This window comes from Streptomyces sp. NBC_00984, assembly GCF_045162475.1.
Taxonomy (GTDB): Bacteria; Actinomycetota; Actinomycetes; order Streptomycetales; family Streptomycetaceae; genus Streptomyces.
In genome coordinates this window covers 5,054,518-5,079,531 of the sequence record NZ_CP108734.1, presented here as the reverse complement: position 1 = coordinate 5,079,531, position 25,014 = coordinate 5,054,518, and the positions used below count along the sequence as shown (strand labels likewise).

Sequence of the window (25,014 nt, the reverse complement as noted above, 5' to 3'; positions counted from 1 at the left end):
CCCCCTTCGCTGCGCAGGCCGACCCGAGCGGCTCACCTGGAGCCGTACGCATCCAGGCTACTCCGCTGCCCGGCTCCCGGCCTTCGGCAGGAACGCCCCGGCGGGGACCGGGAGACCGGGAACGTGGAGAGGTCCGGGCCACAAGGCGTTCCCGGCCCGGACCCGGCGCGGCGCGCGCCCCGCTTCGCTGCGTGGCTACCCGCGTTCCCACAACGCGGGGACGTTCGGCGGTTCCCAGCCGGCCATGGCCGAGTGCGCCTGCAGACAGCGGTAGGCGACGCCGCCGTACGTGACGCCGCCGTACGTGACGCGGTCTCCCGCGCTGTAGAACGTTCCGGCCGCCCAGGTGGAACCGGGCGGATCGGTGGGCGGATCGGTGGGCGGATCGGTGGGCGGATCGGTCGGGGTCTGGGCGAGGTCGAGGACGAAGTCGAACGTCCCCTCCTTCGCCGATCCGGCGTCCCGGACGTTCATCAGGAGCGCCGGGTCGAAGAGGGCGTCGGTGTTGTTGCGCGGCTCGTCCGGGAAGTACAGCTGGGTGGTCAGGATGCCCGAGCCGGGCGCCTGGACCTTGACGTGGATGTGACGCGTACGCCCCGGGTACAGCCCAGCCCCGGCACGATCGTGGTCAGGCCGAAGGCTCCCGACTGATCGGTGAACTGGTGCCCGCGGAAGGCGAATCCGCTCATGTCGTACGCGCCGTTGGTGTCGGCCTGCCAGAAGTCCAGGAGCACTCCGGGGACGGGTTTGCAGGCCCGCCCGAAGACATAGCCGCTCACGGTCAGCCGGACGCCGGGCGTGCTGCCGGTCACCAGGCTCGTACGGAGCGGGGAGTCGGGCTTGAAGTAGGGCCCCTCGATCTGGTCGTGGGTCGGGCCGTCACCGTCGTCGCAGTTCGGCGTGGGGGCCGGCGGCCGGCCGCCGGTCCCGGCATCGCGGGCCAGCGCGACGCCTCCGCCCGCGAGCAGCGGGACGGTGCCGGCCACGAGAGCGGCCTTGAGCAGTGTCTTGCGGCTGATCCGGCGGTCGCCGCCGGAGCCTTCGGCCGGTTCTGGGGTCATGGCTGATTCCTCGGATGGGGGAAGGGCACGTGCATGACACAGAGCACGGAGCAGGAGCAGGGAGCAGGGAGCACGGAGCAGGGAGCACGAACCGGGGTGCGCGCCGCCCGGCCGGGAGGCCGGAGCGGAAGCCGGGCGGGCGCGGTAACCGGTGGCGGCCGGGCCGGAGCCGCCGGCTTCACTGCGGGAGAGCCCTCAGGCGCGTTCCCAGAGGGCCGGCACGTTCGGCGGCGGTCAGTCCGAGGTCGCGTCGCATGGCCTCCGGCAGACCGGGCGAGAGCTGCTCGGTCCCCGTGGCGGCGGGGGTGCGGAGGTGGGGAGCCGGATCGGCGGATGGGCTGCCGGTCAGACCTGCCAGCGCGAGCACGCCGACGGCCACGGTGGCGGTACACGCGGCCAGGGCACGTCTGCGGAGCATGGATCTCTCCACGGAACTCTCCTTGGCTTCGGAGGAATTGCCGCCAAGGTAGCCGCGTACACGTCATCCCCAGGAGATCCCGTTCGCCCCCTCACTTCGCGTTATGGGGCCCCTGACCAGCGACAACAGGCTCCCTGCTGCGCAGTCGGGCCGCGGACATCCACATCCGCCGCCGATCCCCGTAGGTTCGCCCCATGCGAATAGGCAAGCTACTGGGTGCCGGACGATCCGCCGATGTGTACGCACTCGATGAGAAGTGGGTCCTGCGCCGTTACCGCGACGGCATGGACGCCACTCCCGAATGGATGGTCATGTCCTACCTAGGCGCACACGGCTACCCGGTCCCCCGTCTGGGCCCCCGGGACGCGGAGACACCCCCCTGCGACCTGGTGCTGCAACGCCTGACCGGCCCGACGATGCTGGATTCCCTGCTGACCGGCGACCTGTCGGCGGCCGACGCGGGCAGCATGCTGGCCGGCCTGCTCGACGAACTCCACACCGTCCCGGCCCGGCTCTCCCCGCACCCCGAGGACCGGATCCTCCACCTCGACCTGCACCCGGGCAACGTGATGCTGACGGACCGCGGCCCGGTGGTGATCGACTGGAGCAACACCACGGAGGGCGCTCCGGCCGCGGACCGGGCCATGTCGTCCCTGATCCTGGCCCAGGTGGCGGTCGACCCCCGGTCCGCCGCGGCGTCGGGCGCCCGCTCTCTTCTGGACGCCCTGGTGCCGCACTTCTCCGCGTCCGGCGGCATCCCCGCCCCTCACCTCGCCGAGGCCGCCCGGCGTCGCGCCGCCAACCCGACGATGAGCCCGCACGAGGTGGACCTCATCGGCCGGGCGACGTCCCTGATCGAAGAACTGACGACCTGAACCCTGATCCGAAGCCCCTCGCCCGGCTCACTGCGTGGCAGGCTGGGCCGGCAGCGAATAGACGTGCTGCGGGGTCACGATGCGGGTGATCGCCTCGCCGAAGAGGGTGCTCGGTTCCGACCCCTGGTAGTCGGTGTCCGTGTTGAGGAGCACGACCAGGGTCGCCTTCGACTCCGGGAGGTAGACGACCAGGGCCTCGTACCCCGGCAGCGAGCCGTTGTGCCCGATCCAGCCATGAGCGTTGAAGCGGCCCAGGCCATAGCCGGTGTCCGGCAGATTGCTGGGTTCCGTCTTCAGCCGCTCGGCCTGGGTGGCCGGGCTGAGCAGAGTGCCGGTGGCCAGCACCCGGGCCCAGGTCCGCAGGTCGCGCTGGTCGGAGATCGCACCTCCGGCGGCCCACGCCCAGGAAGGGTTCCAGTCCGTGGCGTTCTCGGTCCTGCCGCTCGCCGTCTGGCTGGTGTACCCCTGGGCATGCGGAGCCGGGAACTCCGCGCCGCGCGGCAGGAACGTGTGGTGCATGCCCGCCGGCTCGAAGACATTCCGCCGGAGGTACTCCGCCAGCGGCCGGCCGCTCGCCTTCTCCACCACGAGCCCCAGCAGAATCGCGTTGGTGCTGGAGTACTCCAACTTCTCACCCGGCTGGAACTGCACGGGGTGCTTGAAGGAGTAGGCCAGCAACTCCTGTGGCGTGAACGGCCGTTGCGGGTCGCTCGTCAGCGCCTTGAAGAAGTCCGGATCCATGGAGTAGTCGAAGAGCCCGCTGCGCATCTCCGCCAGCTCGCGCAATGTGATCCGGTCCCCGCCGGGAACACCCTTCACATACTTCCCGATCGGATCGTCCAGACCGACCTTCCCCCGGTCGACCAGGGTGAGCAGCGCAGTCACCGTGAACGTCTTGGTCACGCTGCCGACCCGCATGTTGAGACCGGTCGACATGGGCGCACCCGAGCTCTTGTCGGCGGCCCCGAAGGCGCGGACGTAACTCCCCTTGCCGGGAGCCCACAGCCCCACCGTGACACCCGGCACCCGCGCATCGACCCGAACCTGCTGCACCGCCCGGTCCAGCTGCCTGGCCACGGCGGGGGTGAGCTGCGGGAATTCCGCGGAAGCGCCGGGCGATGCGGACGAAGCGGTCACGGAGGGTGACGGGGCGCCCTCCGACCAGGCCGTCCCCGCCGGCACCGAAACAACCAGCAGCCCGGCCGCCGCTGCGGCTGCGGCCCCCCTGCGCAGTCGCATGTTCGAGCGCACCATGGGCCGACTCCCGTCACGAGAGAACAGAACCCCACCAGCAGCCTAGGCCGCCACGACCGGCCGGGCGACCCGACGAGCCCGAGGCCGTGGGCGCTCCGCGAGAGCTGCGGGAGAGCTGGGGGAGAGCTCAAAAGCGAGGAGGCGGAGTGCCCCCGGCAACGGGCCGTACCGTGCATCGGATGCCGTGACTTCGGGCGTATGCCGGTTGTGAACCGGGCGCTCTCTGGGACAGGGCTTCACGCCGCGCGGGCCGTGCTGCTTCGCTGGCGGGGTGAGTGGAGACAGCCAGGTGCGAGCGCCCCGGTCGGGGCAGCGTGGACGTCGGTAACGCGACCGCCGCGGCGGTCGCGCTCATCGGAGTCGTCGGCACGCTGCTGTCCGCCGTGCTGACCCAGCGCGCCGCGGACCGGAGCCGGCAGCGCGAGCACGCGCGCGCGGAGCGACTGCGGGCGCGGCGCAGTGAGGCCGAGGCACGGCACTCGACCTGCGTCGCGCTCAACACGGCCGCCCGCCAGTACCTGGCCGCCCTCACCGACCAGTTCCACGCACTCGGCGGCACCGAGGACATGGGGCCGGTACGAGTCCGGCTCGTCGAGGCCCGCGATCTGCACCGAGAGGTCCACGCGGAGGCCCAGTTGCGGCTGCCGGAGCGGATCCTCGGCATCGCGGACGAGGTCAGCCACGGTCTGGGCGCGCTGTACGGCAGGCTGCTGCGCCTGGCCGACGGGATACCCCGGCCGGGCGACTCGCCGGCCGCCGCGAAGGCCGACATCGACGCGCTGTGGGACCGGCTGCGCACATTGCGGCGGGAGATGCGGGAAGAACTACGGGGACCAGGCAGGGACGACCGGCAGGCCGAGGGGGATGTGTGAGCTACCCGGAGATCGAGGAGAACGGGGGCGTCCGGGCGCTGCGCGCCTGGGTGACGGCCGCCACGAAACGGGCGCTGCGGCTGTACCCGCCGGGCTCCCCCGGGGCCGGCCCGGACGTGTACGACAGATCGATCGCCGAACTCGACGAGCTGACGCGTCTGCTGGAGCACGACGCGGAACTGCGTGCCACGGTGACGGTCCAGCTCGGTTCCGTCCTGGCGATGCGTCACCTCGCCAGGGGCGGCGTGCCGGCGGACCGGGAGCGGGCCCGGCGACTGCTGCGGGAGGCCCGGGACCCGGCGACGGCGACCGGGGCGGCGACGGACGCGGATGACCGGCGATGGGCCGCGCTGTCCCTGCTGTCCCTCGTGCTGCCGGTGCCGCAGCAGGAGGTTCGCAGCGATCGGCCGCCCTCCTTGTCCGCCCTGCTCGACTGGCGCGCCGAGCTGGGGCCGGCGGGGATGGCTGCCGCCGTGGTCGAGATGCGGGAGTTGCTGGACGAGGTCGAGGAGCTGCCGCTGCCGCCGGAGCAGCACGAGCAGTTACGGCGGACGGGCGCCGTGCTCGCGCAGCTGACCGGGCCCGAATCGCCCGTCCGCGCCATGCGCGCGTTCACGGACGCAATGTCCGGTGGGTTCCCGCTCGGGGACGAATGGCGGAAGGCGGCGGACCTGCTGTCGGAACTGCCCGACCCGCTGGCGGAGCCGGCACCCGCCGCGCGCACGGAAGCCCCCGCGCCTCCCGGTCCGCCACCCGGTCCACCTCCCGGTCCGCCTCCCCCCGGCACCGAGGCCTTCACCGCCATGAACGCCGTCGTCCCCTCACTGTTCGAGGCATTCGACGCTTTCCGGAGCGGCGATCCGCAGACCCTCGACCAGGCGCTGGGCCGGCTTCGCGACGCGCACGGGCTGATGCCGTCCGGCCATGAGCTGGGACCCCAGCTGGAGATGCTCAGCGCCACCCTGCTCCAGCTGGGGCAGGCGACCGGCGGCAGCCTCCACGACGGGGCGCTCGGCCGTACGGTCATGGAGACACTGGGCGACCGGAACGGCCTGTTCACGCCGGACCCCGCGAATCCGATCGACCGCGAATTCGCGGTCCTCCTGCGCGTGGTGCCCCTCAGCGTCCGGCTCCGCACCGCTCACGAGGCGGAGGACGTCGAGGCCGTGCGCGCCATCCACGCCGAACTCGTCGCGCTCGACGCGGAGACCCCACGGGACCACAAGCTCCGTTACCTGGTCATGGCCGGTCTCGCCCAGTCCTGCATCACGCTCGGCATGCTGACGGACGACGGCGCCATGATGCTGCGCGGCGCCGACTGCTTCGAGCAGGCCACCGCGGCGGCGGACTCGTTGCCCCCGCTTTTCCGGGACCTGGTCGACCAGGCCGGCCTCGGCCCGGACGCCCTGCGCGCCAGGGTCACCAACGACGCGACACTGCTCCGGAACCACGCCCCCGCGCCGTCCGACGCGCCGAGGGGGCAGCAGTGGCTCGCCACGATGTCCCTGGCCCTCAAGTACGGCCTCACCCACGACCCGGCGCATCTCCCCCCGCTCATCGGTGAACTGGAGCGCATCCGGGACGAGATCCGGCAGGGCCGGCAACCCTGGTTCGCCGCGGACGCCCTGTGGCAGCTGGCGGTGGCCTACCGTGCCCGCCGGCACCATACCGAGGACGCGACGGCCCAGGCCGCGGCGACGGACACCGCGCTGGAGGCGCTGCACGTACTGGCGGGCGACGTCATTCTCCAGCGCGGCGCCGAACACGGCCTGCTCACGGCACGCTCAGGCGCCGAACGCGGCGTTCGCACCGCCGTCTGGGCCGCTTCCCAGGGCCGCGTGGAGGATGCGCTGACCGCTCTGGAACTGGGCCGCGCCCTGGTGCTGCACGCGGCATCCACCTCCCGAGCCGTGCCGGAGCTGCTCGAAGCGCGCGGGCACGAGGAGCTCGCCGCGGCATGGCGGGCCTCCGGCACCCGCGATACCGACGCCGGGGACGGGCCGCCGGGAGAACTGCCGAGCACCCTGCGCCGCCGCGCCCTGGAGGCGCTCGGCCACCGGCAGCAGCGGCTGTTCACCACCCCCACGGCGCACGAGCTGGCGGACGGCCTCGCCGAGGCCGGAGCGGACGCGCTCGTCTACCTGCTTCCCGGCGAGGGCGGGACGCCCGGGGTGGGGATCGTCGTGGGCCCGGACCACAGCGTCGGCGTGGGGGGTCTTCCCCTCCTGTCGGACACCGGAAGCGCACCTCTTGAGCGCTACCTCGACGCGGCCGCCGCGCGCTCCCGGCAGCTCGGTGATCCGGCCGCCGAACAGGCGTGGGAGGAGGCCCTGTCGGAGCTGTGCGACTGGGCGTACCGCGCGGGGCTCGAAGAGATTCTCCACGCCGTCGAGAGTCGGCTCGACTCCGGTGCGTCCGGCCACGACCGCCGTCCGGGCCCCCTCCGTATCGTCCTGGTGCCGTGCGGGCGGCTGGGGGTCGTCCCCTGGCACGCGGCACGCCTGCCCGCGGCGGCGCCGCACGACTACGTCTGCCAGGACGTCGTCATCAGTTACGCGTCGTCCGGCGGCCAGTTGCTGCAGACAATCAAACGCGCACGGCTCGACCCGGCCGCCGCTCCCGTCCTGATCGCCGACCCCCGGCAGGAACTGACCCACGCCGAGCGGGAGGCCGCGGCGCTCCACGAGACCTTCTACCCGCGGGCGCGGATGTACGGCGAGTTCTACGAACCGCCCGTGGAACCGGTGGCGACCGGCACGCCCGACGAGGTCCTCGCCCTGCTCTCCGAGTCCCCCTCGCTGCTGCACGTGGCCTCGCACGGCTCGGCGGGAGTGCGCCCGACGGTGTCGGCACTGCATCTCGCCTTCCCCGACGGCACCGACATGCTGCCGCCCGAGGAGGGCGGTCCCGGGGCCGTACCGGACCTGGGCATGCTGACCGTGACACGGCTTCTCGACCGGCCGTCCGACGAAGCTTGTGCCCCGCACGGCCCGTTGGTGGTCCTGAGTGCCTGCGAGACCGACCTCAGCACCCGTGACCACGACGAGGCCCTGACCCTGACGACGTCCTTCGTCTCGGGCGGGGCACGCAACGTGGTGGGGTCGCGGTGGACCGCCCAGGACGGGGCCTCGGCGCTGATGATGGCGGTGTTCCACCACTACCTGGCGGTCGAGGGGCAGGGACCGGCGGACGCGCTCAGGGCCGCACAGCTGTGGATGCTCGACCCGGACCGCAGGAATCCGGGCTCGCTCGGCGGCGGGCTGCTGCGCGAGATCCGGCGCCCGGGACTCGACCGCCTCCCGGTCTGGGCGGCGTTCATCCACCAGGGGCACCCCGGCCCCGGACAGACAACGACGGCAACGACGGCGCGGACGGCGTCCGAGGAGGGAGCCGCATGAACCCGGAACAGTTTCTCGACCTGGTCGGCGAGCACTGGGACAGTATCCGCGAGTCGCTCGACGACGAGCAGTACACGCTGCTCCTCGCGCGGCTGGGTGTGCTCGCCGAGACGGCGGAGGAAGACCACAAGTCGGTGCTCAGGGCCCTGAAAGGCGTCAAACTCGCCCTGATTCCCCTGCCGTTCGACCACCCGGCGCAACTGGCCCTGGACTCCGTCCGGTACGCCGGTGCCGCCACCGTGCCGACGGCCTCCGTGGCCGGTGCGCGGTCACTCCTCGTACGCATCTCGGAGCCGCGGCCCGCGCCGGGGACGGCGGACATCATCCGCGCGGTGCAGGCCCGCCTGCTGGCGGAGCCCGCGCTCGACCACCCGGTCGTGGACGCCCGTTGCCAGTCGGCGGGCCTCGACGAACCACCGCCGGAGCTGATCCGCCTCGACGACACCGAGCACGGCGACCGTTACCCGTCCTTCCAGTTCGCCGGTGCGGCCGGCGGGCCGATCCCCGTCGTCCTCCGCGTCAACCGCATCCTCCTCTCCGACACCGATCCCTGGGGCGCCGCGGACTGGTGGCTGAGCGGCAACGTCTGGCTCGGCGGAAAGCCCGCATCGCTGCTCGGGGAACTCCCCGAAGAGCAGCTGGTGGGCGCCGCCACGGCTCTCGTGGAGGGAGACCGATGACCGGAACCCTTCCCCCGTCCGCCTTCGTGCTGCGGCCCAACAGCCGCCTGCTCCCCGCCGGTACGCTGCTGTGGCGGATGCACAGGACGAAGCGGCCTGCCGAGCAGTTCAACCCGATCGCGGTGGACGCCCACTTCGGCGGCAACCGTTTCGACGGAACCGAGTCGGACCCGTACCAGTACCTGTACCTGGCCGACACCCCGGCCACCGCACTGGCCGAAACCCTGCTGCGTTCCCTTGAGTTCGACCAGGACGCCGGGATGCGCCTGATCCCGTACGCCGCGGTCCGGGGCAAGTCCCTGACCCTGCTGCGCACCCGCTGCGAACTCGCCCTGGTCTCGCTGGTCACCGAGGCGGACCTGGCCGCAGTGTGCCAGGATTCGTGGCTGCTCGAAGCGGAGGGCGAGCGCTACGCGAAGACCCGCCGCTGGGCGAGCGAGATCCGGGCCCAGAAGCCCGAGACCATGGGTCTGATCTGGCAGTCCCGGCGTAACCGGCCCCACCTCGCATCGGTCCTCTTCCACGACCGGTGTGCGGGCGAGCCGCTCGCCGCGGTGCCGGGCAACGGCATCCCGGACATGGGCTCCCCGGCCGGCGTGGCGGAGACGAACCAGCTGCTCGCCCCGCTGCGCAGTGCGATCGTTCCGCCCCGTACCAGCTGATCGCCCGTGTCACCCAATCGCTTGTGGCGGCACGCGAGCGGTGCCATCGTGACACCATGCCACTCGTTGACCACGAGTCAATTCTGGCGGACCTCAGGCAGGTTCGGCGTGCCGGACCGGTCAGACTGCGCGAGCTGACGCTCTCCGCCCTCCGGTGTGCGGCCGCCGCCCGCACACCGGACGGCTCGGTCGAGGGACTGCTGCGGCTCGCCGTGGCGCGCATCGACACGGACACCCTGCGGACGGCCGCCGAGTACACCCTCGGCCTGGCGCAGGGCACCCGGGACTGGGCGCCCTCGTCACGGCGCAGCCGGGCGGCCCAGGTCTACGGGGTCAGCGTCGAGCGTTTCCGCAAGCACCAGGAACTCGTGGTCCTCGGGCACGTCGCCGACCAGATCGTGGAGCTGGCGGACGGCGGCGCCGCACAGGACTGGAGCGGGTCCTCGCACCGGCACGTGGACGTCCGCGCGGCCGGACGCGGTGTCCGCCTCACCCTGCACGTCCACCCGGTCGACCTGCTGCGCAACGTCGACGTGGTGGTCTCGCCGAGCAATACGCACTTCGGGCTGCCCGAACCGTACAAGTCCTCCGTCTCGGCCTCGCTGCGCCGGGCGGGCGCGGTCCAGGGCGTGACCGGCGACGTGCACGACGACCCCATCCACGACGCCCTGCGCAAATGGACCGCCCAGCAAGGCACTTCGGGCCGCCCGGTCCTCCCCGGCACCGTGGCCGCGACCGACCCCGGCGCCCTCGCGAGCCAGGGGATACGCCGGATCTACCACGCGGCTGTCGCCGTGCCCCGGGCCGGCACCAACGACTACGACGTGCTTCCCGCCGACATCACCCGAGCCACGTCCCGTGTCCTCGCGGTCCTCGCGGACGAGCACGACCACTTCACGCCACCGCTGCGCTCGGTGTGCTTCCCGCTGCTCGGCTCGGGGCGCGGCGGTCTGCCGTACGAGGTCAGCCTGGCCGCCATGTGGCCCGCCGTGGAGGCGGAGTTGGCCCGGGGCGCGCAGTGGGATCTCCACTTCGTCGTCCGGACCCCGGCCGCCGCCGCGCTCCTCGAACGGCTGCCCACCAGGATCCGCCCGCACCGCGACCAGTCCCCGCCCGGACCCTCCTGTTGACTGGAACCACCAGGGGAATTCCGGCCGTCCACCGGCCGTGGAATTCCCCAGGCTCTTCTTTTCCCTTCGCCTTTCGAAGGTGATCAGGAGAAATCCGGAACCGTGTGCTTCATGTAGGCGTCCGTGACACTTGCATGCTTCAAAGGTCGACTGGCTCTGCGATCGGAGAGGTAAGGATCATTGATCGGCGAAAATGATCGTGCGTGTCCGGTGTGCGGAACTCCTGACGGGGACGAACCCCGCTGTCCGGACTGTGGATGGCAGATGCACGGCGACCCGGTCCTGGGGGATCCGACCGACGCCGACCGGGAGTCCGCGGCAGCCGTGCTGCAGGCCGCCGAGCACGCCTGGGACGTACGGGCGGCGGCGCTGTCGGGGGCGGGCACCGACGGCGGGGGCCGGACGGCGGCGGTGCTGCGGGGCGGCCCCGCGGGGCCCGGTGAACCGGATCCGGCGAAAGGGCCCGCATTCCCCCGGGACCTGCCCTCACCCGGCACGGCACAGTGGGAACAGACCCTTGCGGACCTGGTCGACGGCCGTATCGGGACCGTGTTGTTCGTGGAATTCACTTCCGACCGCGTCAACGTGATCAAGGCCGTCGTGGACCGGAGCGGAATACCCCGGCAGACCGACGCCGGAAGCACCGATTGGGATTCCGTCGTACCACTGCTCGATCCGCGCGGGGAAATACGCAGGTTCCAGCTCGCGGGCGGAATCGGCACCTTGCCGGTGGTCGGCCGCAGGGAGTTCGACAACGCGCTGACACGGTGGCTCCGCGACCACATTCCACCCGCCTGTGCCCACACGGTCGTCCTGGTCGTCCGCCGGGCGGGCCGGCTCTTGCTGGACCGGGCCGCGGCGCTGCTGCGGACCACGTACGCCCTGCGGGCCGAGCTCCGCCCGGCGTCGGCAGGTCCCGTCGCGCCGGGCGGGGCCGCCGGCCACCTGGGCCCCGCACACGGGACGGACACGGAGGCGGTGGTACGCGAGGCGCTGCGCACCGCTCCGCTGCTGGCCGACCACACGCTGCTGCTCGCCCGCGTCGACCAGGGGACCGGCACCGTGCATCCGCACACCCACGTACTCTTCCCGGCCGGCTCCCGGCTCCGGCACGGCGAGACCGCCACGGCCGAGATCACCGTCTACGGCGGGCCGAGCGGCCGTACCCCGGTGATCCTGCCCGTGCTGGCCGACACCGCCCCGGACGGCGACGGGACGGTGGTGCTGTCCGCGCGGCAGACGGCGCTGACGGCCTTCGCCCCGGTGCGGCTGTCCTTCGTCCTGCGCGGTCCCGGGGAGGTGGCGCTGCTCCGGCCGGCGGAGGGAACCCCCGACGTCCGGGCCACCGACGGCGGCGCGGAGGAGCCCCCGGAGGTCTGCTCCCTGGTCGAGCGCCTCCCCCGGCGCATCATCCGTCCGCCCGCCCTGGACGTCTTCTTCACCGTCGAGATGAGCGGTGCCGAACCGGCGGAGCCCGCCGAGCGGCTGGCGTTCGTCCGGGATGTCATCGCCGCGCTGACCCGTCGGCACGGCTCCGGAGACGGCCTCCGGGTCGGTGTGGTGGGCCACTACGACCACGTCGTCCGCGAGACCGACTACTCCCCCCGGTCCCTGCTCCTGCTGACCGTCCCCGCCGGACCCGCACGGGACGCCCAGGCGTCCCTGGCCCGCTGGCGGCCCGCCCGGCACGAGCAGGACACGGTCTCCTCGCTGGAGGACGCACTCGAGAAGGTCGCTTCGGCCACGGCCCGGCCGGGCGGCCCCCGGACCCGCCCCGTCGAGCGCGTCCTGCTGATCGTCGGCCGCCGCCCGCCGGGAACGCCCGAGCAGCACGGCGTGTTGCCGGCCTGTCCGCTCGGCGCGGACTGGCGGACCGGGCTCAGAGCCATCCAGGACCGGGGTGTCCGGGTGCGGACCCGGCTGGAGAGGAGCCGGCCGTGCTCCGGCCGCGAGGTGGACGCCGTGGAGCGCTACACCGCCGATGCGTGGAACACCCTCTCCGCCGACGGTTCCTTCCGTCAGGGCATCGACACAGCGGCCGACGTGGCCGAAGCCCTGGCCCCCGAGTGGCGGTGGGACGGTCCGCCCTGCCGCCTCGCCCTGGCAACTCCCCTGCTGTGAACAGCCGTCAGTACGAGGAGAAACACCATGCCCGATCCGTACTACGACCCCGATGAGAACCCGCCGGGCCCGGATGAGCCGCCCCGGCGCCGGCCCGAACCGAACCCGGTGCCCGATCTCCGGCGGAGGGATCCGGAACGCCCGGAGCCGGAGAACGAGGCCGCCTCCGCACCCTGGTCGCCTGCGCCCGCGTCCGCCGGACTGGACGGACACCTCCGGCCGGGGGTGATCCCACGGCCGCCGAACAGCGTGCCGGGCGCCTCGGCGGACCGGCTCCGGATCGGCCTGTGGGGCGCGCCGCTCTCCGGCAAGACGACCTATCTGTCCGCGGTACCCATCGCCGCGATGCAGCAGAGCAGGCACGGCCACGCCGGCTGGGCGGTCAGCGGGATGAACCAGCAGTCCACCGAATTCCTCACCTCCGGGGTGACCCAGCTGGAGAGCGACCGGGTGTTCCCGGAGGCCAGCGTGGGCCAGCAGCACCTCGCCTGGTCGTTCCAGGGGGAGGAACCGCCGTCCGGGGTGCTTCGCCGACGGCGGGAGGTCGGCTTCGTGCTGGAGGTCCAGGACGTGGCGGGTGAGGCGTACGGCAAGAACAGCGAGCACGCCCTGCGGCCCAGGGTCCTCGATCAACTGGCCCGTTCCCAGGGGCTGGTCTACCTCTTCGACCCGCTGCTCGGCGGCCTGCCGGCCACCAGGGGCCTCGACTTCTTCTACTCGATGCTCACCGAGCTCAACACCCGGGTCCGGGACGAGGGCAAGCTCCACCGCAACCGTCTGCCGCACCATGTCTCCGTCTGCGTCACCAAGTTCGACCATCCCGAGGTGTTCCGCCCGGCGGTGGAGGCCGGCTGGGTGACGCAGGACTCCGAGGGGTCCCGGTTGCCCCGGGTGCCCGCGGAGCAGGCCGCCCGCTACTTCCAGTGGATGTGCGACGAGTTCCAGGGCTCCTCGGCCCGGCTCGTACGCGACGGACTGGGCGCGTTCTTCAGGCCGGAGCGCATCTCGTACTACGTCTCCTCGGCGATCGGCTTCCGCCTCAATCCGCAGCACGTCTTCGACTACCGCAACTACCACAACGTGGAGATCGTCGGCGGCGCCCCCCGGATCTGCACCTCGCCCGTGCCCATCAACGTCCTGGAGCCGCTGACCGATCTGGAGCGCCGGATCCGCTCGACCTCGCACCGCCGGCGGCCGTGGTGAACGAGAACCGGGGCCCCGACGGACTCGCCGCCGAGTGGGCGGTGCTGGGCAAGCATCCGGGCCGCAGCATGGGCTACGAGGTGCTGGACGGCAGCCTGCCGGGGAACCGCGCCCAGCGCTATCTGTGGAGCGCCACCACCGGAACCCCGGATGCCCGTGAACCGGCGGGCGCGCTGCCCTGGCGGGTGTTCCTCAGCGGCGCGGACGGGGAGGCGGGTTCGGTCTGCGCGGTCGTGGACACCAGCTGGGACGGCGCCAAGGACGGTACGGGCAGGCCCAGTTACACCTGGCGGCTGCTGCTCCTCGAATGGTGGGCGGCCAGCCGCGCCGGGGTGACCTGGACCGCACTGGACCGGGCCGTCTCCCGGGCCCGGTCCGGATCCGCCCGGTTCGACGCGGCCCCGGCGGGGGTGCGCGCCACCGCCGTCGAACTGGCGGACACCGTGGACCGGCTGGGCTTCGAGTGGGCCGCCGGAATGGCGGCCCTGCTGCTGGAGGGCGGGCAGTTGGTGATCACCGCGCCGCCCGGGGGCACCTTGCCCGGCCTGGACGAGCGGGTACGGACGCTGGACGCCATCTGCTCGCTGCTGCCCTACGGATGCCGGGCCTGGCTGAGCGGCGCCACCTGGACCGGCAAGGCGGAACACGATCTGCGGCTGGTCTTCGCCGCCTCCGCGCGCTCCGGGCAGCAGGAGGCGCCGCTCGGCACCGGTCGTCCGCCGACCCCGCGGAGCCAGACGGCCGACCGCTATCGCACCGAGCTGCTGAGACTGCGGACCAAGCGGGGGTCCACCGCCGACGTGGTGGCCCATCTGCTGGCGGCCACCGCCGCCCTCCCGCCGGGCGACGCCGCGGAAGCGGTACGCGTGCTGCAGGAGCTGGACATGCTGGACTCGGTGCTGAGCGAGATCCGGCACGGTCGCGGCCGGGTGGACGACGTACAACGGCTCCTGGAACTGCACTCGGTGGAGTCGCTGGACGAGGAGCAGCTGGGGACCGTGGTGGTCTTCCTGGCCGACTGCGCACTGCGTCCGGGCGCCGGGGCGGCACAGGCCCTGCTGACACGGCACTGGATGCCGCGGGTCCCGGATCTGCTCGCCGCCCACGTCGTCGCCCACGTCGTCGCCCGTGCGTCGTCGACGCAGACACTCACGCAGGCCAAGGAGTACCTGACCCTGCTGCTCGGGCTGGAAGAGGCGCATCCCGGCTCGTTCGACCGGCTGTTCACCGCCCTTGCCACCACGCCGGGGTACGACCCGGCCTGGGTCGGATCCCTCGTCTACACGGTGGAGTGGGAGTTCGGGCACGACTGCGAAGCGGTCGACCGCGTCCTGCTCGACTCGCGAGAGGCCGGACTGGCCTGGCTGGGCATGCTGTTCGAGGCCTGGACCCGTGACCTGCGGCCGCTGTCCCGCCTGGTGGCGCTCGCCGCGGAGACCCACGTCGACCAGCGGCCCGGCTGGCTGCGCTTCGCCGGGCTGCTCACCGGTGAGTTCGGCGCGGCCGAGGTCGTCGCGACCGACGCCGCCGAGTTCGCGGCCGGGCACAGGGACGCGTGGCGGATCGCCCTGGAGACGGCGCGGGATCACGGCCGGCCGGATGTGATCGGCCCGATGTGGACCGTGCTGAGGCAGTTGGTCCGCAGCGGCGGTCACGACCGGATGCTGGCTGTGCTGGACGATGTGGCACCCCCCGGAGCGACGGAGGTGCCACCGGAGACGGCCGCCGACGCGGACCTGCTGCGGGTGTCGGCCCCGATCGGCGGCGTCGGTGGGCGGCTCGCCCCGACGATGCGGCGACTGCGGCGGCTCGGCGCCGACGACCCCGGCCTCGACGCGTACACCACCGCGGTCGTCCGGCGCACCGAGGCCGAGCCCGAGCTGAAGGACCGGGTCGTCGAGGCGCTGCTCGGCGACGAGCCGGACCCCGGCAGCGCCTCCTGGGCGGTGCTGTCCCGGTGGATGCGGCAACGCCCCAGCATCGAACCGGCCGTGCGGGCCGGCCTGACCTGGCGGCTCACCTCGGCGGCCCACGCCCGCTGGATCGACCTCGATCTGCCCGAGGACCTGGTGGACGGGCTGGTTCACCGCGACGGACTGGCGTGGCTGCGCCCGGTGCGGCAGCTCCGGGCGGCCGCCGCCGACGAGGCCCCGCTGAACGAACTCGGCCGGATCGTGGCCGGGGCGTGCCCCCATCGCACCTTCTCCCCCCAACTGCTCGACGAGGTCGCCCTGCTCGTGCGCCGGCACGGGTCCGAGTTCGCCTTCGGCCTCACCACCGAGCTGGACAGTCAGGTGCACGGACTCGGACTCGCGCTGTACAGGGCCCTCGGCGGCAGTCGGCAGTACCAGGACGTACGCGAGGGGCTGATCCGTCACAGCCTTCAGCAGGAGAGCCGCCACCGCGTGCTCCTCACCGCGCTGGGCGCCGCCGGAACCATTCCGTCCGCCGGAACCGTTCCGTCCGCCGGGGTGGGCGGAGGCGCGGGCGCTTGGACGGGCGCCGGGCCGGCCGCGCCCTCCCCGGAACCGGAACCACCGGCCCACACCGGCACCGCACGCCCCGTTCCCCTCCCCACGGCCGCCGACTACCCGCCGAAGGGCCGGCGGAGCGGCTTCCTCCCCCGGTTCCGGAAGCGGAGGGACTCGTGAACGCCATCGGGATCGACATCGGTACCCGGTACGCCCGGATCGCCCGCATCGGCGGTCGAGGAACCCCGGAACTGGTCGAGTTGCCGGGAGCGGTCCCCGGTGAGGGCCTGCCCGTCCCGGCCGGCGCGGGAGCGGGCCGCGAGGAGGCGCTGCGTGCGGTGTACTCCGCGTACCGCCGCGAGCACGGCACCCCCGACCACCTGGTGGTGGTCGTTCCGCAGAGCGGCCACCTGGAACACGCGCGGCGTACCACCGCCGCCCTGGCCGAGTTGCACGGCGACGGCCGGGCGCCGCACCTGCGCACCCTGAGCACCCCTCGGGTCGTGCTGGCGCTGCTCCGGGACGCGGGGACGGCGCCACGGGGCCGGGTCGTGGTGTGCGACCTCGGCGCGGCGGCGGCCGAGGTGTCGCTGTGCGTGGTGACGGCCGCCGCGGTGGCCGTGACGGGAACCTCGCGGCACGCTCCCGCGGGCGGCTACGGCGCCGGCTCGGACGCGGCCCTCCTGGCGGAAGCCGGTCTGTCCGACGACGAGGCGGGCCGGGCGGCCCTCGCCGCCGCGCGGGCCGAGGACGGCGCCGATCAGCGCCTGGCCCTCGTCCTCGGACGGGCCGAAGCCCGCCCGGATCGCTTCGACGCCACCGCCGTGCACCGTGCGGCGGGGCGCGACATCACCGCGGGCACGGTCCGCGTGGCCCTGCGGCGGCTGACGGCCGGCCTGGACCTGGCCCTGTCCGAGGTACCGGGGGGCGACGCGCCCGCGGGGGGAGCGCCGGTCAACGGTCCTTCCGGCGGGGCGGCGGCCCCCGACGGCGCCGGCACCGCCCGACCGGCCGGCCCTGGCCATACCGCCGCCCGGCACCTGGTCGCCGTGGGCGGCACCGCCCGGTTCGCGCCGCTGGTGCGTCATCTGTCCGGCGGCGGATGGCACCTCGCTCCGCTGCCGGCCGCCACCGATCCCGCGCTCGCCGCGGTCTTCGGCGCCTCGCTGGTCGCCTCGGGCCGGATCGATCCGGCGGACCGCTATCCGTACGCCGTGTGCGTGGGCGCCCACCGGACGGTCGCGGGACGGCCCGAGGACCAGGAGCTGGTCGTCAGCGAGGCCGGACACCTGGAGCCGGGGGGCGAAACGGTCTACGCGCACGCGGCCGGTCAACGGCTGCGCGTACGGACCGGACCCGCGGGGGCCGCCGTCGGGCGGCCCGTACAGGTGCGGGTGCGCGATCCGGAGCGGGGCGTGAGCGCGCCGGTCCGCACGCTGGCGCTGCCGGGCGGCGCCGAGGAGGACCGTTTCCACGTGGGCGTACGCCTCGCCGTGGACGGGACGGCCCGGCTGGTGCTGCACCCGCTCGCCCCGGGAGCGCCCACGGAATTCCCTCTCGGCGACCTGCCGACCGATCTCGGAACCGATCCCAAGGGAGTGCCTTCGTGAAGCACATCAGTCCGTCGTGGCCGCTCCGGTTCGGCCCGGGATGCGCCGCCGTACTCGCCGCCGCGCTGCTGGCGGCCTCGCCGGTGGCAGCGGCGCACGCGACACCCGCGGCCGGCAGCGGGGCTCCGAGCCGCGCCGAGATCTACCGGACGCTCGCGCTGGACCAGGAGCCCGCCGACTACGTGATCCTCGTGGACACCTCCGGTTCCATGGCGAAGGACGGCCGCTACAACACCGTGCGCTCCACGCTGCGCCGGTTCCTGGACGGCCTCACGGCCAAGGACCATGTCGCGCTGTTCACCTTCGACTCCCAGCCCGAGGGGCGGTACATCGGCGCGGCCGGCGACACCGAGAAGATCGTCTCGAAGCTGCCGTCCAAGCCCGAAGCCGCGGGCGACACCGACATCGGTGCCGCGCTGAATGCGGCGCTGACCGAGCTCGACCGCGACGACGACGCCTCGGTGGCCTCGGTCGTGCTCCTCACCGACGGCCGGCACCATCCTCCGCGCGGTTCCCGCTACCCCAAGTCCGAGGGACCCTCCTGGGACGCGCTCCGCAAGCGCGCGCAGGTGATCGCCGGGCACACCGATCTGGCGGGCTACGCCCTGCCTCTGGGCAACGGGGCGACGGGCGCCCGGCTGGTCGGGAACGTCGTGCGGAACACCTCCGTGCTCCGGCCGCAGAGCATCCAGGACCTCGGCTCCTACCTGGCCCGAGCCGGCGAAGGGGCCCGCGCCCGCAAGGCCGGGCTCCTGCTGGCCGAGGACTCCGGCAAGGGGGTGCGCGCCACCTGGCAGGGCGGCGCCACCGACGTCACCGACGGCCGGGCGACCGCGAAGCTCGTCCTGCGGTCCACGACCCGCCATCTGCCGCTGACCGTCAGCGGACTGAAGGCGAGCCTCACCGGGCCGTCCCTCGACGTCACCGGGCTGCCGGACGAGGTGACGCTGGAACCGGGCGCGTCCCGGACCTTCGAGGTGCGGCTCCGCGGACGGCTGACGGCGAGCGCCCTGCCGTACCGGCGGACCGAGCACCGCGATGCGACGCTGCACCTGACGGGCCGGGTCGGTTCGACCTGGGAGCGGCCCCTTGCTCCGGACGTCGAGCTGGACGTACCGGGTGCGATGCGGGTCGGGCAGAAGGCGGTGCCGCTGCGGGCCACGGTGGGGTCGGCGGTCCTCCTGCCCGCGCTGGTGACCGCTGTCCTGCTGCTGGGGCTGGGCGCCTGGCTGTGGTGGCGGCGGATCAACCGGCCGCTGCTGCACGGTGAGTTGCTGCTCGCGGCGGCCTTCGGCGAGCAGCAGCCGGACCGCGTCGGGCTGGACGGGCGCCGGGTGGCGCTCCGGCCGTCGTCGGTGGGCGGACGCGGGCGGGTGCAGGGCAGGCTCCGGTCCACCGAGCAGGGGCCGCGGATCGACCTGCGCATCCGCTACACGCCCGACGGTTCCACCGCCCGGGAGAGCCGGGCCACCTGCCGCCCCGGCGGCAGTGTCGTGGTCGGCGGAGTGTCCTTCATCCACGTGCCGGAGCCGGCGCCCGCCCCGGCCGAAGGGCTGCCGCGATGACCGGCACCACCCTGAACGTGGCGGCCACCAGGGTCGGCACCGAGGCGCTCGGACCCGGCGTACGGTCCGCGCTGTGGGTCCAGGGCTGCCCCTTCCGCTGCGCCGGGTGCATGGCGACGGACTGGATTCCTTTCCAGCCCGCCCGCCGGGCCGGGCCCCGGGAGCTGGCCGAGGAACTGCTGGCCGATCCCGGGGTGGGCGGACTGACCTTCTCGGGCGGCGAGCCGATGGCGCAGGCGGCCGGGCTCGCCGAAGTGGCCCGGCTGGCCCGGGAGATGCGGGACGTGTCCGTGATCTGCTTCACCGGCTACCGGCTGGAACGGCTGCGGACCCGGCCGCCCTCCCCGGGCGTCGCCGAACTCCTCGGCAGGATCGACGTGTTGATCGACGGGCCGTACGTGGCCGCGCTCGACGACGGGCGCGGGCTGCGCGGCAGCTCCAACCAGCGGGTCCACCACCTCACCGGACGGCACGCGGACGGCGACTACGACTTCGCGGACCGGCCGCGAACCGCCGAGATCGCCGTCACCGGCCCGGAGGCACTGCTCATCGGGGTACCTCCGAAAGGGCTGCTCGCCGCCTTCGACAGCGCGGTCGACACCGTCCGCGCCCGCGTGGACGCCCCCGTCTCCCCCATCAGCGAGGCCGTACGCACGGCCACCGGAGAACAGGAACACGATGAGCGGTAGGAAGCGCATCCAGGTCGACGAGTCCGAGTGGTCCCGCCTCCAGCGCCAGGCCCGGCAGCTGAGGACGGTGCAGCGCGAGGTCCCGCAGTTGATCGACGCCGTGCGCCGGCAGACGAGCGCCGACCTCGACCGGACCTTCGCCCGGGTCGAGCGGAGGCAGACAGAGCACGAGGCGCTGGTCGGCCGGCTCAGCGATCGGACACGGCAGCTGGAGGCCGACACCGCACGGCGGCTGAAGCAGCAGGCCACCGAGCTGCGCGGGGAACTGGCCGCCTGCGCCGGGCAGATCCGGGAGGAGACCCGGCAGCGGCTGGCCGAGCAGCAGGAGCGGGTGCGCCGGGAGATCGCGTCCGAACGCGCCGAGCGCCGGGCCGCGACGGCCCGGCTGTCCGCGCGGATCGACGTCATCGACCAGGACCGGGCACGGGCCGGGCAGCTGGTGAAGACATGGCTGTCCGATGCCGGGGCGATGACGGAGGCAATCACCGGGGCCGGACTGCACGAGCGGTACGCGCCCGGCGAGCTGGACCGGCTGACGGCCCGGCTGGCCACGGCGGAGCAGAGCGCCACGCAGGGCAGGTTCGACGCGGCGCTCGCGGTGGCGCAGGAGACGTACCACTCGCTGAGCGAGCTGCGGGCGGAGACCGAGCAGCGGGAACTGGAGCGCTGCACGGCCCGGATGGAGGCGATCGACGCCCTGGCCACCGTGGAGATGGCGATCGAGGGCAGCCTGAGCCGGCCGGTGCTCGATCCTGACGGAGTGCCGGTGGAAGGCTGCACGGTGGACGTCGACTACTGGTCCGAGGGCGGACTCGGCCGGCTGCGGGAGGAGACCGCGAACGGGCTGGCCCGCGCGCGTGACGACCGGACCGGCACCGACGAGCTGCGCCTGCTCCTGGCGCAGGAGGCACCCCGGCTGGAGGACGCGCTCGGCGACACCGTGGAGCGGGCGTGCCTGCGGCAGCTGGCCTCGCAGACCCGGGTGAACCTGGCGGACGCCGTGGTGCAGGCTCTGGGCCGGAACGCCTACTACGAATTCGTCGACGGCGAGTACCAGGGGGCGGACCCCCGCGGCACCTACTACGCCAAGCTCGTCCATGAGAACGGCAACGAGATCGTGCTGGACATCTCGCAGACCGAGCCCGACTCCGGCCGGCACGTGGTGCGGGTGCTGTCGTACGACCACGACATCACCGCGGAGGCGCAGCTCCAGGAACGGGCCGAGGCGATCGGCCGGGCCCTGGCGGACGAGGGCCACCCGGTGTCGGGGGCGCCCGCGTCCGAGCCGGGGGCACCGGACCGGAAGCTGCTCGACATCCAGGGCCAGCGGAAGGGTTCGGCGCATCCCGCGGAGGGCGGCTCATGAAGGAGGAGCCGCCCCGTGCTCCCGGGCCGTCGGTGGAACGGTTCGACGGAGTGGTCCTGCACGGCGGCGAGCCGTTCACCATCCTCTACGGGCCGGGAGTGAGCGATGTCTTCGTCGACACCGCCTACCAGGTGTGCACGCTGGAACAGGTGCTGTGGCGGCTGCTCCGCGCCGAGGGCTACGAGCGCATCGTGTTCGCCTCGACCGACCATCCGGTGTACTTCCGGGACTCCGCCTCGCGCGACCTGGGCCGCAGGGGCGCCACCGTGCGGCAGAGCTCACCGGCGGGCCCCCGCACCATGCGCACCCCGGGCATGAGCGGGCCGATGGGCAATCTCCTGGTGACGAGGACGCGCGCACCCGCCGAGGAGCAGGGCCCGGCGGGACCGCCGCCTCCGGCGTCGGGGGTGAGCGACCCCTTCGCGGTGATGACCCTGACCGGCTATCTCCAGCAGCACGGGCCCCGGACCGCCGTCGTCGTCCCCCATGCCGAGAACTATCTGCGTTACAACCAGGCACCGAGGGCTCTGGCCGGCGCGATGGCCAACCGGGCCAGGCACCACGACAACGGCAATCCGTGGGTGCTGGTCTTCGGGCAGGACACCCTGGAGGACACGGCGCAGTACGTGGAGGGGTGCCGCGGCTACCCGCCCCTGGAGACGTTCGTACGCGAGCAGGCCGGGCGGTCCGGCCCCGGGCGGTCCGGTGCCGTCAGGATCGACTATCCGCATGCGGCCGAGACGGAGCGCCTGATCCATACGGTGCGGCTCGGCTCGGGGCTGCGGATCGGCGACTGGCGGGAACTGGACACGATCGTCAGAGCGATGGCGACCCATCCCGACAAGGCCCGTTCCTGGAAGGCGTGGCTGGAGCGGTTGGCCATGGCTCCGGGCGGCGCGCTGACGGTGGCAGCGGTGCGCGAGAAGGGCGCGAGCGTCTCCGCGGCGGACCACCGCAGCCCCTGGGAGCGGCTGGCGGCCATGCCCGGTCTCGACGCCGTCCGGGCGCACTTCGGGCAACTGCGGGATTCGGTCGAGACGATGGACGCGCTACGGGCCGAAGGCCGCGCGACGGCGGTCGAACCGCCGTCCCTGCACTTGATGTTCAGCGGCAATCCGGGCACCGGGAAGACCACCGTGGCCCGGCTGGTCGGCGAGCTCTACCGCGACCTGGGGATGCTGAGACGGGGCCATGTCGTCGAGACGAAGACATCGGACCTGGTGGCCGGCTACGTCGGTCAGACGGCTGGGTTGACCAATGCGACCATCGACCGGGCGCTGGAAGGCGTGCTGTTCATCGACGAGGCCTACGGGCTGAGCGACCAGCGCGAGGGATTCGGCGGCGAGGCCATTCAGACACTGGTCGCCCGCATGGAGAACGACCGCGGCCGACTGGTCGTGATCCTCGCCGGGTACCCGGACAAGATGGAGCAGTTCCTGGAGGCCAACGAGGGCTTGCGGAGCAGGCTCACCGTTCTCGGCTTCCCCGACTACCCGCCGGACACCCTGCATGCCATCGCACTGCGCCGGCTGGTCGAACGTGGCGCGACGCCCTCGGCCGAGACCGAGGGCCAGTTGCGGGAGATCGTCTTCGGGATGCACCGCACACGGGACGAGTCCTTCGGTAATGGCCGCGACATGCGCACCCTCGCCGACAGCGTCTTCGAGCGGTGGGCCGGCCGGGTGCGCGGCCGGCTGAAGGAACCGGTCGGCCCCGCGGACGTACCCGAGCACTACCGCGACTTCCTGCCGCGGCCCGCGCCGGATCCCGCGGAACTGCTGGCGGAACTCGACAGGTACGTGGGGCTCGGGCCGGTCCGGGAGACGCTGACGGACCTGGTCAAACGGCTGCGGCTGCGGCAGGCCAGGGGCCAGGCCGGGTTCGCCCCGCCGCATCTGCTGTTCACCGGGCCGCCCGGGACCGGCAAGACCACGGTGGCCCGGCTGGTCGGGAGGATGTTCCGCGATCTGGGCCTGCTGCGCAAAGGGCATGTGGTGGAGGCCGGACGCGCCACCCTGGTCGGCGAGTACCAGGGACACACCGCACCGCTGGTACGCAAGGCCGTCCAGGAGGCGCTGGACGGTGTGCTGTTCATCGACGAGGCCTACAGCCTCGTCAGCGATGCCCGGTACGGGGGGTTCGGGAAGGAGGCGATCGACACCCTGGTCCCGGAGATGGAGAACCGGCGGGGCCGCCTGGTGGTGATCGCCGCCGGCTACCCGCAGGAGATGGACACCTTCCTCGCCACCAACCCGGGCCTGGGCTCCCGCTTCACCACCCGTGTCCCCTTCCCCCACTACGACACGGACGACCTGGTGGAGATCCTGCGCCGGATGGCGGCCGAGGAGAACTGCACCCTGGCCGAGGGGGTACGGGAGCGGGCCGGGGCCTGGCTCGAAGGGACCCGGCTGGCCCACCCCGCCGAGTTCGGCAATGCCCGCACCGTCCGCAAACTGCTGGAGCTCATGGAGGCGCGGATGGCGGACCGCTATGCCCGTGGAAGCACCGGGGACGCGGCACCCTCGGAGTACGTGCCCGAGGACGTCCCCGCCCCGCCCGTCGCCTGACGGTCACATCACCGCGACCAGGGGAGCGGGAACCGCCCCTGCACGTCCTGCGCCTCGCGTTCGGCGACCACCCGGCGAAGCACCTCGTCGGCGGCGCGCAGGCGGCGCTCCATGTCGACGGTCGCGGCCTCCACGTCGGCGAGCGAGAGGTGCTGCTGCGGGGTGGCGGTGCCGCCGGGAGCGCCCTGGGGCTCACCGAGCGCGTGTGCCAGATCCCGGTCGGCTGCCGCGTACCTCCGCAGCGAGGCGAGCTGCGCGCCGTGAGCCTCCTGGATCTGCGCCCACCGCGTTTCGTACGCGGCGAGTTCGGCGGCCCCCTCGCTGTGCTCGCGCTCCGCGGCGGCCAGTTCGCCCTGCGCGGCAGCGGCCCGTTCGAGGATCTGTCGCGTCCGCGGGGCCAGCACGGCGAGCTGGTCCTCGGAGAGGCGTACCAGATCGTCGCCGCCGGTACGCAGCGCCTCCTCGACCCCGGTGTCCCGGCCGCGCAGGGCGGCCAGCCGGTCCGCGATGACCTCCTGCTGCTCCTGGAGAGCGTCCAGGGCGAGCACCAGCTGCTCCTGGTGGCGCAGTTCGTCGACCTGGCGACGCAGGGACTCGTGTTCGGCGAGCCGGTTGCGCAGCGCCTCTTCGGAGGCGCGCAGTTTCTCCAGGGCGGCACGTTCCTCCGCGACCCGTACGGTCAGCTCGGCGAACTGCCGCACCAGGTCCTCGGCGTCGCCGGCCACCCGGTCCCCGGGCGCCGCCGCGGCGAGCAGTCCGGGGAGCAGTCCGGCGAGCGGGCGGCTCTCCTCCAGCGCGTCGTCCAGGGCGAACAGCGCCCCGAGCGCGTGGGCGCCGCCCGCGCCGTCGTCCACCTGCTCCAGCGCCGCCACGGCCCGGCGGAAGGCCCGGCCGAGCTCCAGGAGCGCGGATTCGGCGTCCGGCCCCTCGCGTCGGGCATCGTTCACGACGATCTCCGTCCTCCCCGGGTGGGCCGACTCGGCGGAGCCGACGTGGAGCTGCCCCGCCCGAACATCTTCGCATCCCCGGGTCCACGCCGACCGGTTGTTCCGGCCTTTGCGATCAAACGGCC

The 25,014-nt window shown here is 73.3% G+C and carries 17 protein-coding genes and 1 pseudogene; 14 read left to right on the top strand and 4 right to left on the bottom strand.

The window, feature by feature from the left end; translation table 11 throughout:
* Positions 1-195 precede the first annotated feature (195 nt).
* Both OG520_RS22635 and OG520_RS22630 read right to left on the bottom strand, forming a co-directional pair.
* Positions 196-1,061: pseudogene (locus OG520_RS22635) on the bottom strand (carbohydrate-binding protein).
* 178 nt (positions 1,062-1,239) lie between these two features.
* A complete protein-coding gene (locus OG520_RS22630) occupies positions 1,240-1,479 on the bottom strand; it encodes a hypothetical protein (protein WP_406014397.1) in 240 nt (79 codons plus the stop codon).
* Between the two features lie 194 nt (positions 1,480-1,673).
* On the opposite strand from OG520_RS22630, the gene OG520_RS22625 reads away from it, so the two are divergent.
* The gene (locus OG520_RS22625; RefSeq protein ID WP_399329406.1) at positions 1,674-2,354 is read left to right on the top strand and encodes a phosphotransferase; all 681 of its coding nucleotides are present in this window, start codon (positions 1,674-1,676) and stop codon (positions 2,352-2,354) included.
* A 27-nt stretch (positions 2,355-2,381) separates the two neighbouring features.
* Here OG520_RS22625 and OG520_RS22620 read toward each other — a convergent pair whose 3' ends face one another.
* On the bottom strand, positions 2,382-3,608 hold the full coding sequence (locus OG520_RS22620; protein ID WP_406014396.1) for a serine hydrolase domain-containing protein: 1,227 nt from the start codon (positions 3,606-3,608) through the stop codon (positions 2,382-2,384).
* Positions 3,609-3,922: 314 nt separating this feature from the next.
* On the opposite strand from OG520_RS22620, the gene OG520_RS22615 reads away from it, so the two are divergent.
* From OG520_RS22615 to OG520_RS22555, 13 genes are all read left to right on the top strand, one after another.
* Complete coding sequence (locus OG520_RS22615) at positions 3,923-4,480, top strand: hypothetical protein (protein WP_406014395.1); 558 nt, start codon at positions 3,923-3,925, stop codon at positions 4,478-4,480.
* Positions 4,477-7,878, top strand: a complete 3,402-nt coding sequence (locus OG520_RS22610; RefSeq protein ID WP_406014394.1) for a CHAT domain-containing protein — start codon at positions 4,477-4,479, stop codon at positions 7,876-7,878. Before OG520_RS22615 ends, OG520_RS22610 begins: the two co-directional genes overlap by 4 nt.
* The gene (locus OG520_RS22605; protein ID WP_406014393.1) at positions 7,875-8,558 is read left to right on the top strand and encodes a hypothetical protein; all 684 of its coding nucleotides are present in this window, start codon (positions 7,875-7,877) and stop codon (positions 8,556-8,558) included. The genes OG520_RS22610 and OG520_RS22605 overlap by 4 nt, the downstream gene beginning before the upstream one ends.
* Positions 8,555-9,220 carry an RES family NAD+ phosphorylase gene (locus OG520_RS22600; RefSeq protein ID WP_266417549.1) on the top strand — a complete coding sequence of 222 codons (666 nt, stop codon included), beginning with the start codon at positions 8,555-8,557 and terminating at the stop codon, positions 9,218-9,220. Before OG520_RS22605 ends, OG520_RS22600 begins: the two co-directional genes overlap by 4 nt.
* Before the next feature lie 56 nt (positions 9,221-9,276).
* Positions 9,277-10,350 (top strand): macro domain-containing protein, encoded by a 1,074-nt coding sequence (locus OG520_RS22595; RefSeq protein WP_406014392.1) that lies wholly within the window; start codon positions 9,277-9,279, stop codon positions 10,348-10,350.
* A 264-nt stretch (positions 10,351-10,614) separates the two neighbouring features.
* The gene (locus OG520_RS22590) at positions 10,615-12,471 is read left to right on the top strand and encodes a hypothetical protein (protein WP_406014391.1); all 1,857 of its coding nucleotides are present in this window, start codon (positions 10,615-10,617) and stop codon (positions 12,469-12,471) included.
* A 27-nt stretch (positions 12,472-12,498) separates the two neighbouring features.
* Positions 12,499-13,674: a hypothetical protein gene (locus tag OG520_RS22585; protein ID WP_406014390.1), complete on the top strand. Its 1,176-nt coding sequence runs from the start codon at positions 12,499-12,501 to the stop codon at positions 13,672-13,674.
* Positions 13,668-16,325 carry a hypothetical protein gene (locus tag OG520_RS22580; protein WP_406014389.1) on the top strand — a complete coding sequence of 886 codons (2,658 nt, stop codon included), beginning with the start codon at positions 13,668-13,670 and terminating at the stop codon, positions 16,323-16,325. Before OG520_RS22585 ends, OG520_RS22580 begins: the two co-directional genes overlap by 7 nt.
* Entirely contained in the window at positions 16,322-17,755 is a 1,434-nt protein-coding gene (locus OG520_RS22575; RefSeq protein ID WP_406014388.1) for a hypothetical protein, read from the top strand. The genes OG520_RS22580 and OG520_RS22575 overlap by 4 nt, the downstream gene beginning before the upstream one ends.
* The gene (locus tag OG520_RS22570) at positions 17,752-19,320 is read left to right on the top strand and encodes a vWA domain-containing protein (protein ID WP_406014387.1); all 1,569 of its coding nucleotides are present in this window, start codon (positions 17,752-17,754) and stop codon (positions 19,318-19,320) included. Before OG520_RS22575 ends, OG520_RS22570 begins: the two co-directional genes overlap by 4 nt.
* Positions 19,317-20,009, top strand: a complete 693-nt coding sequence (locus tag OG520_RS22565; RefSeq protein WP_406014386.1) for a 4Fe-4S single cluster domain-containing protein — start codon at positions 19,317-19,319, stop codon at positions 20,007-20,009. The genes OG520_RS22570 and OG520_RS22565 overlap by 4 nt, the downstream gene beginning before the upstream one ends.
* Positions 19,999-21,375 (top strand): hypothetical protein, encoded by a 1,377-nt coding sequence (locus OG520_RS22560; RefSeq protein WP_406014385.1) that lies wholly within the window; start codon positions 19,999-20,001, stop codon positions 21,373-21,375. Before OG520_RS22565 ends, OG520_RS22560 begins: the two co-directional genes overlap by 11 nt.
* Positions 21,372-23,942: an AAA family ATPase gene (locus OG520_RS22555; RefSeq protein ID WP_406014384.1), complete on the top strand. Its 2,571-nt coding sequence runs from the start codon at positions 21,372-21,374 to the stop codon at positions 23,940-23,942. The genes OG520_RS22560 and OG520_RS22555 overlap by 4 nt, the downstream gene beginning before the upstream one ends.
* A gap of 8 nt (positions 23,943-23,950) precedes the next feature.
* On the opposite strand, the gene OG520_RS22550 is transcribed toward OG520_RS22555, so the two are convergent.
* Positions 23,951-24,889: a hypothetical protein gene (locus tag OG520_RS22550; protein WP_406014383.1), complete on the bottom strand. Its 939-nt coding sequence runs from the start codon at positions 24,887-24,889 to the stop codon at positions 23,951-23,953.
* Positions 24,890-25,014: the final 125 nt, after the last annotated feature.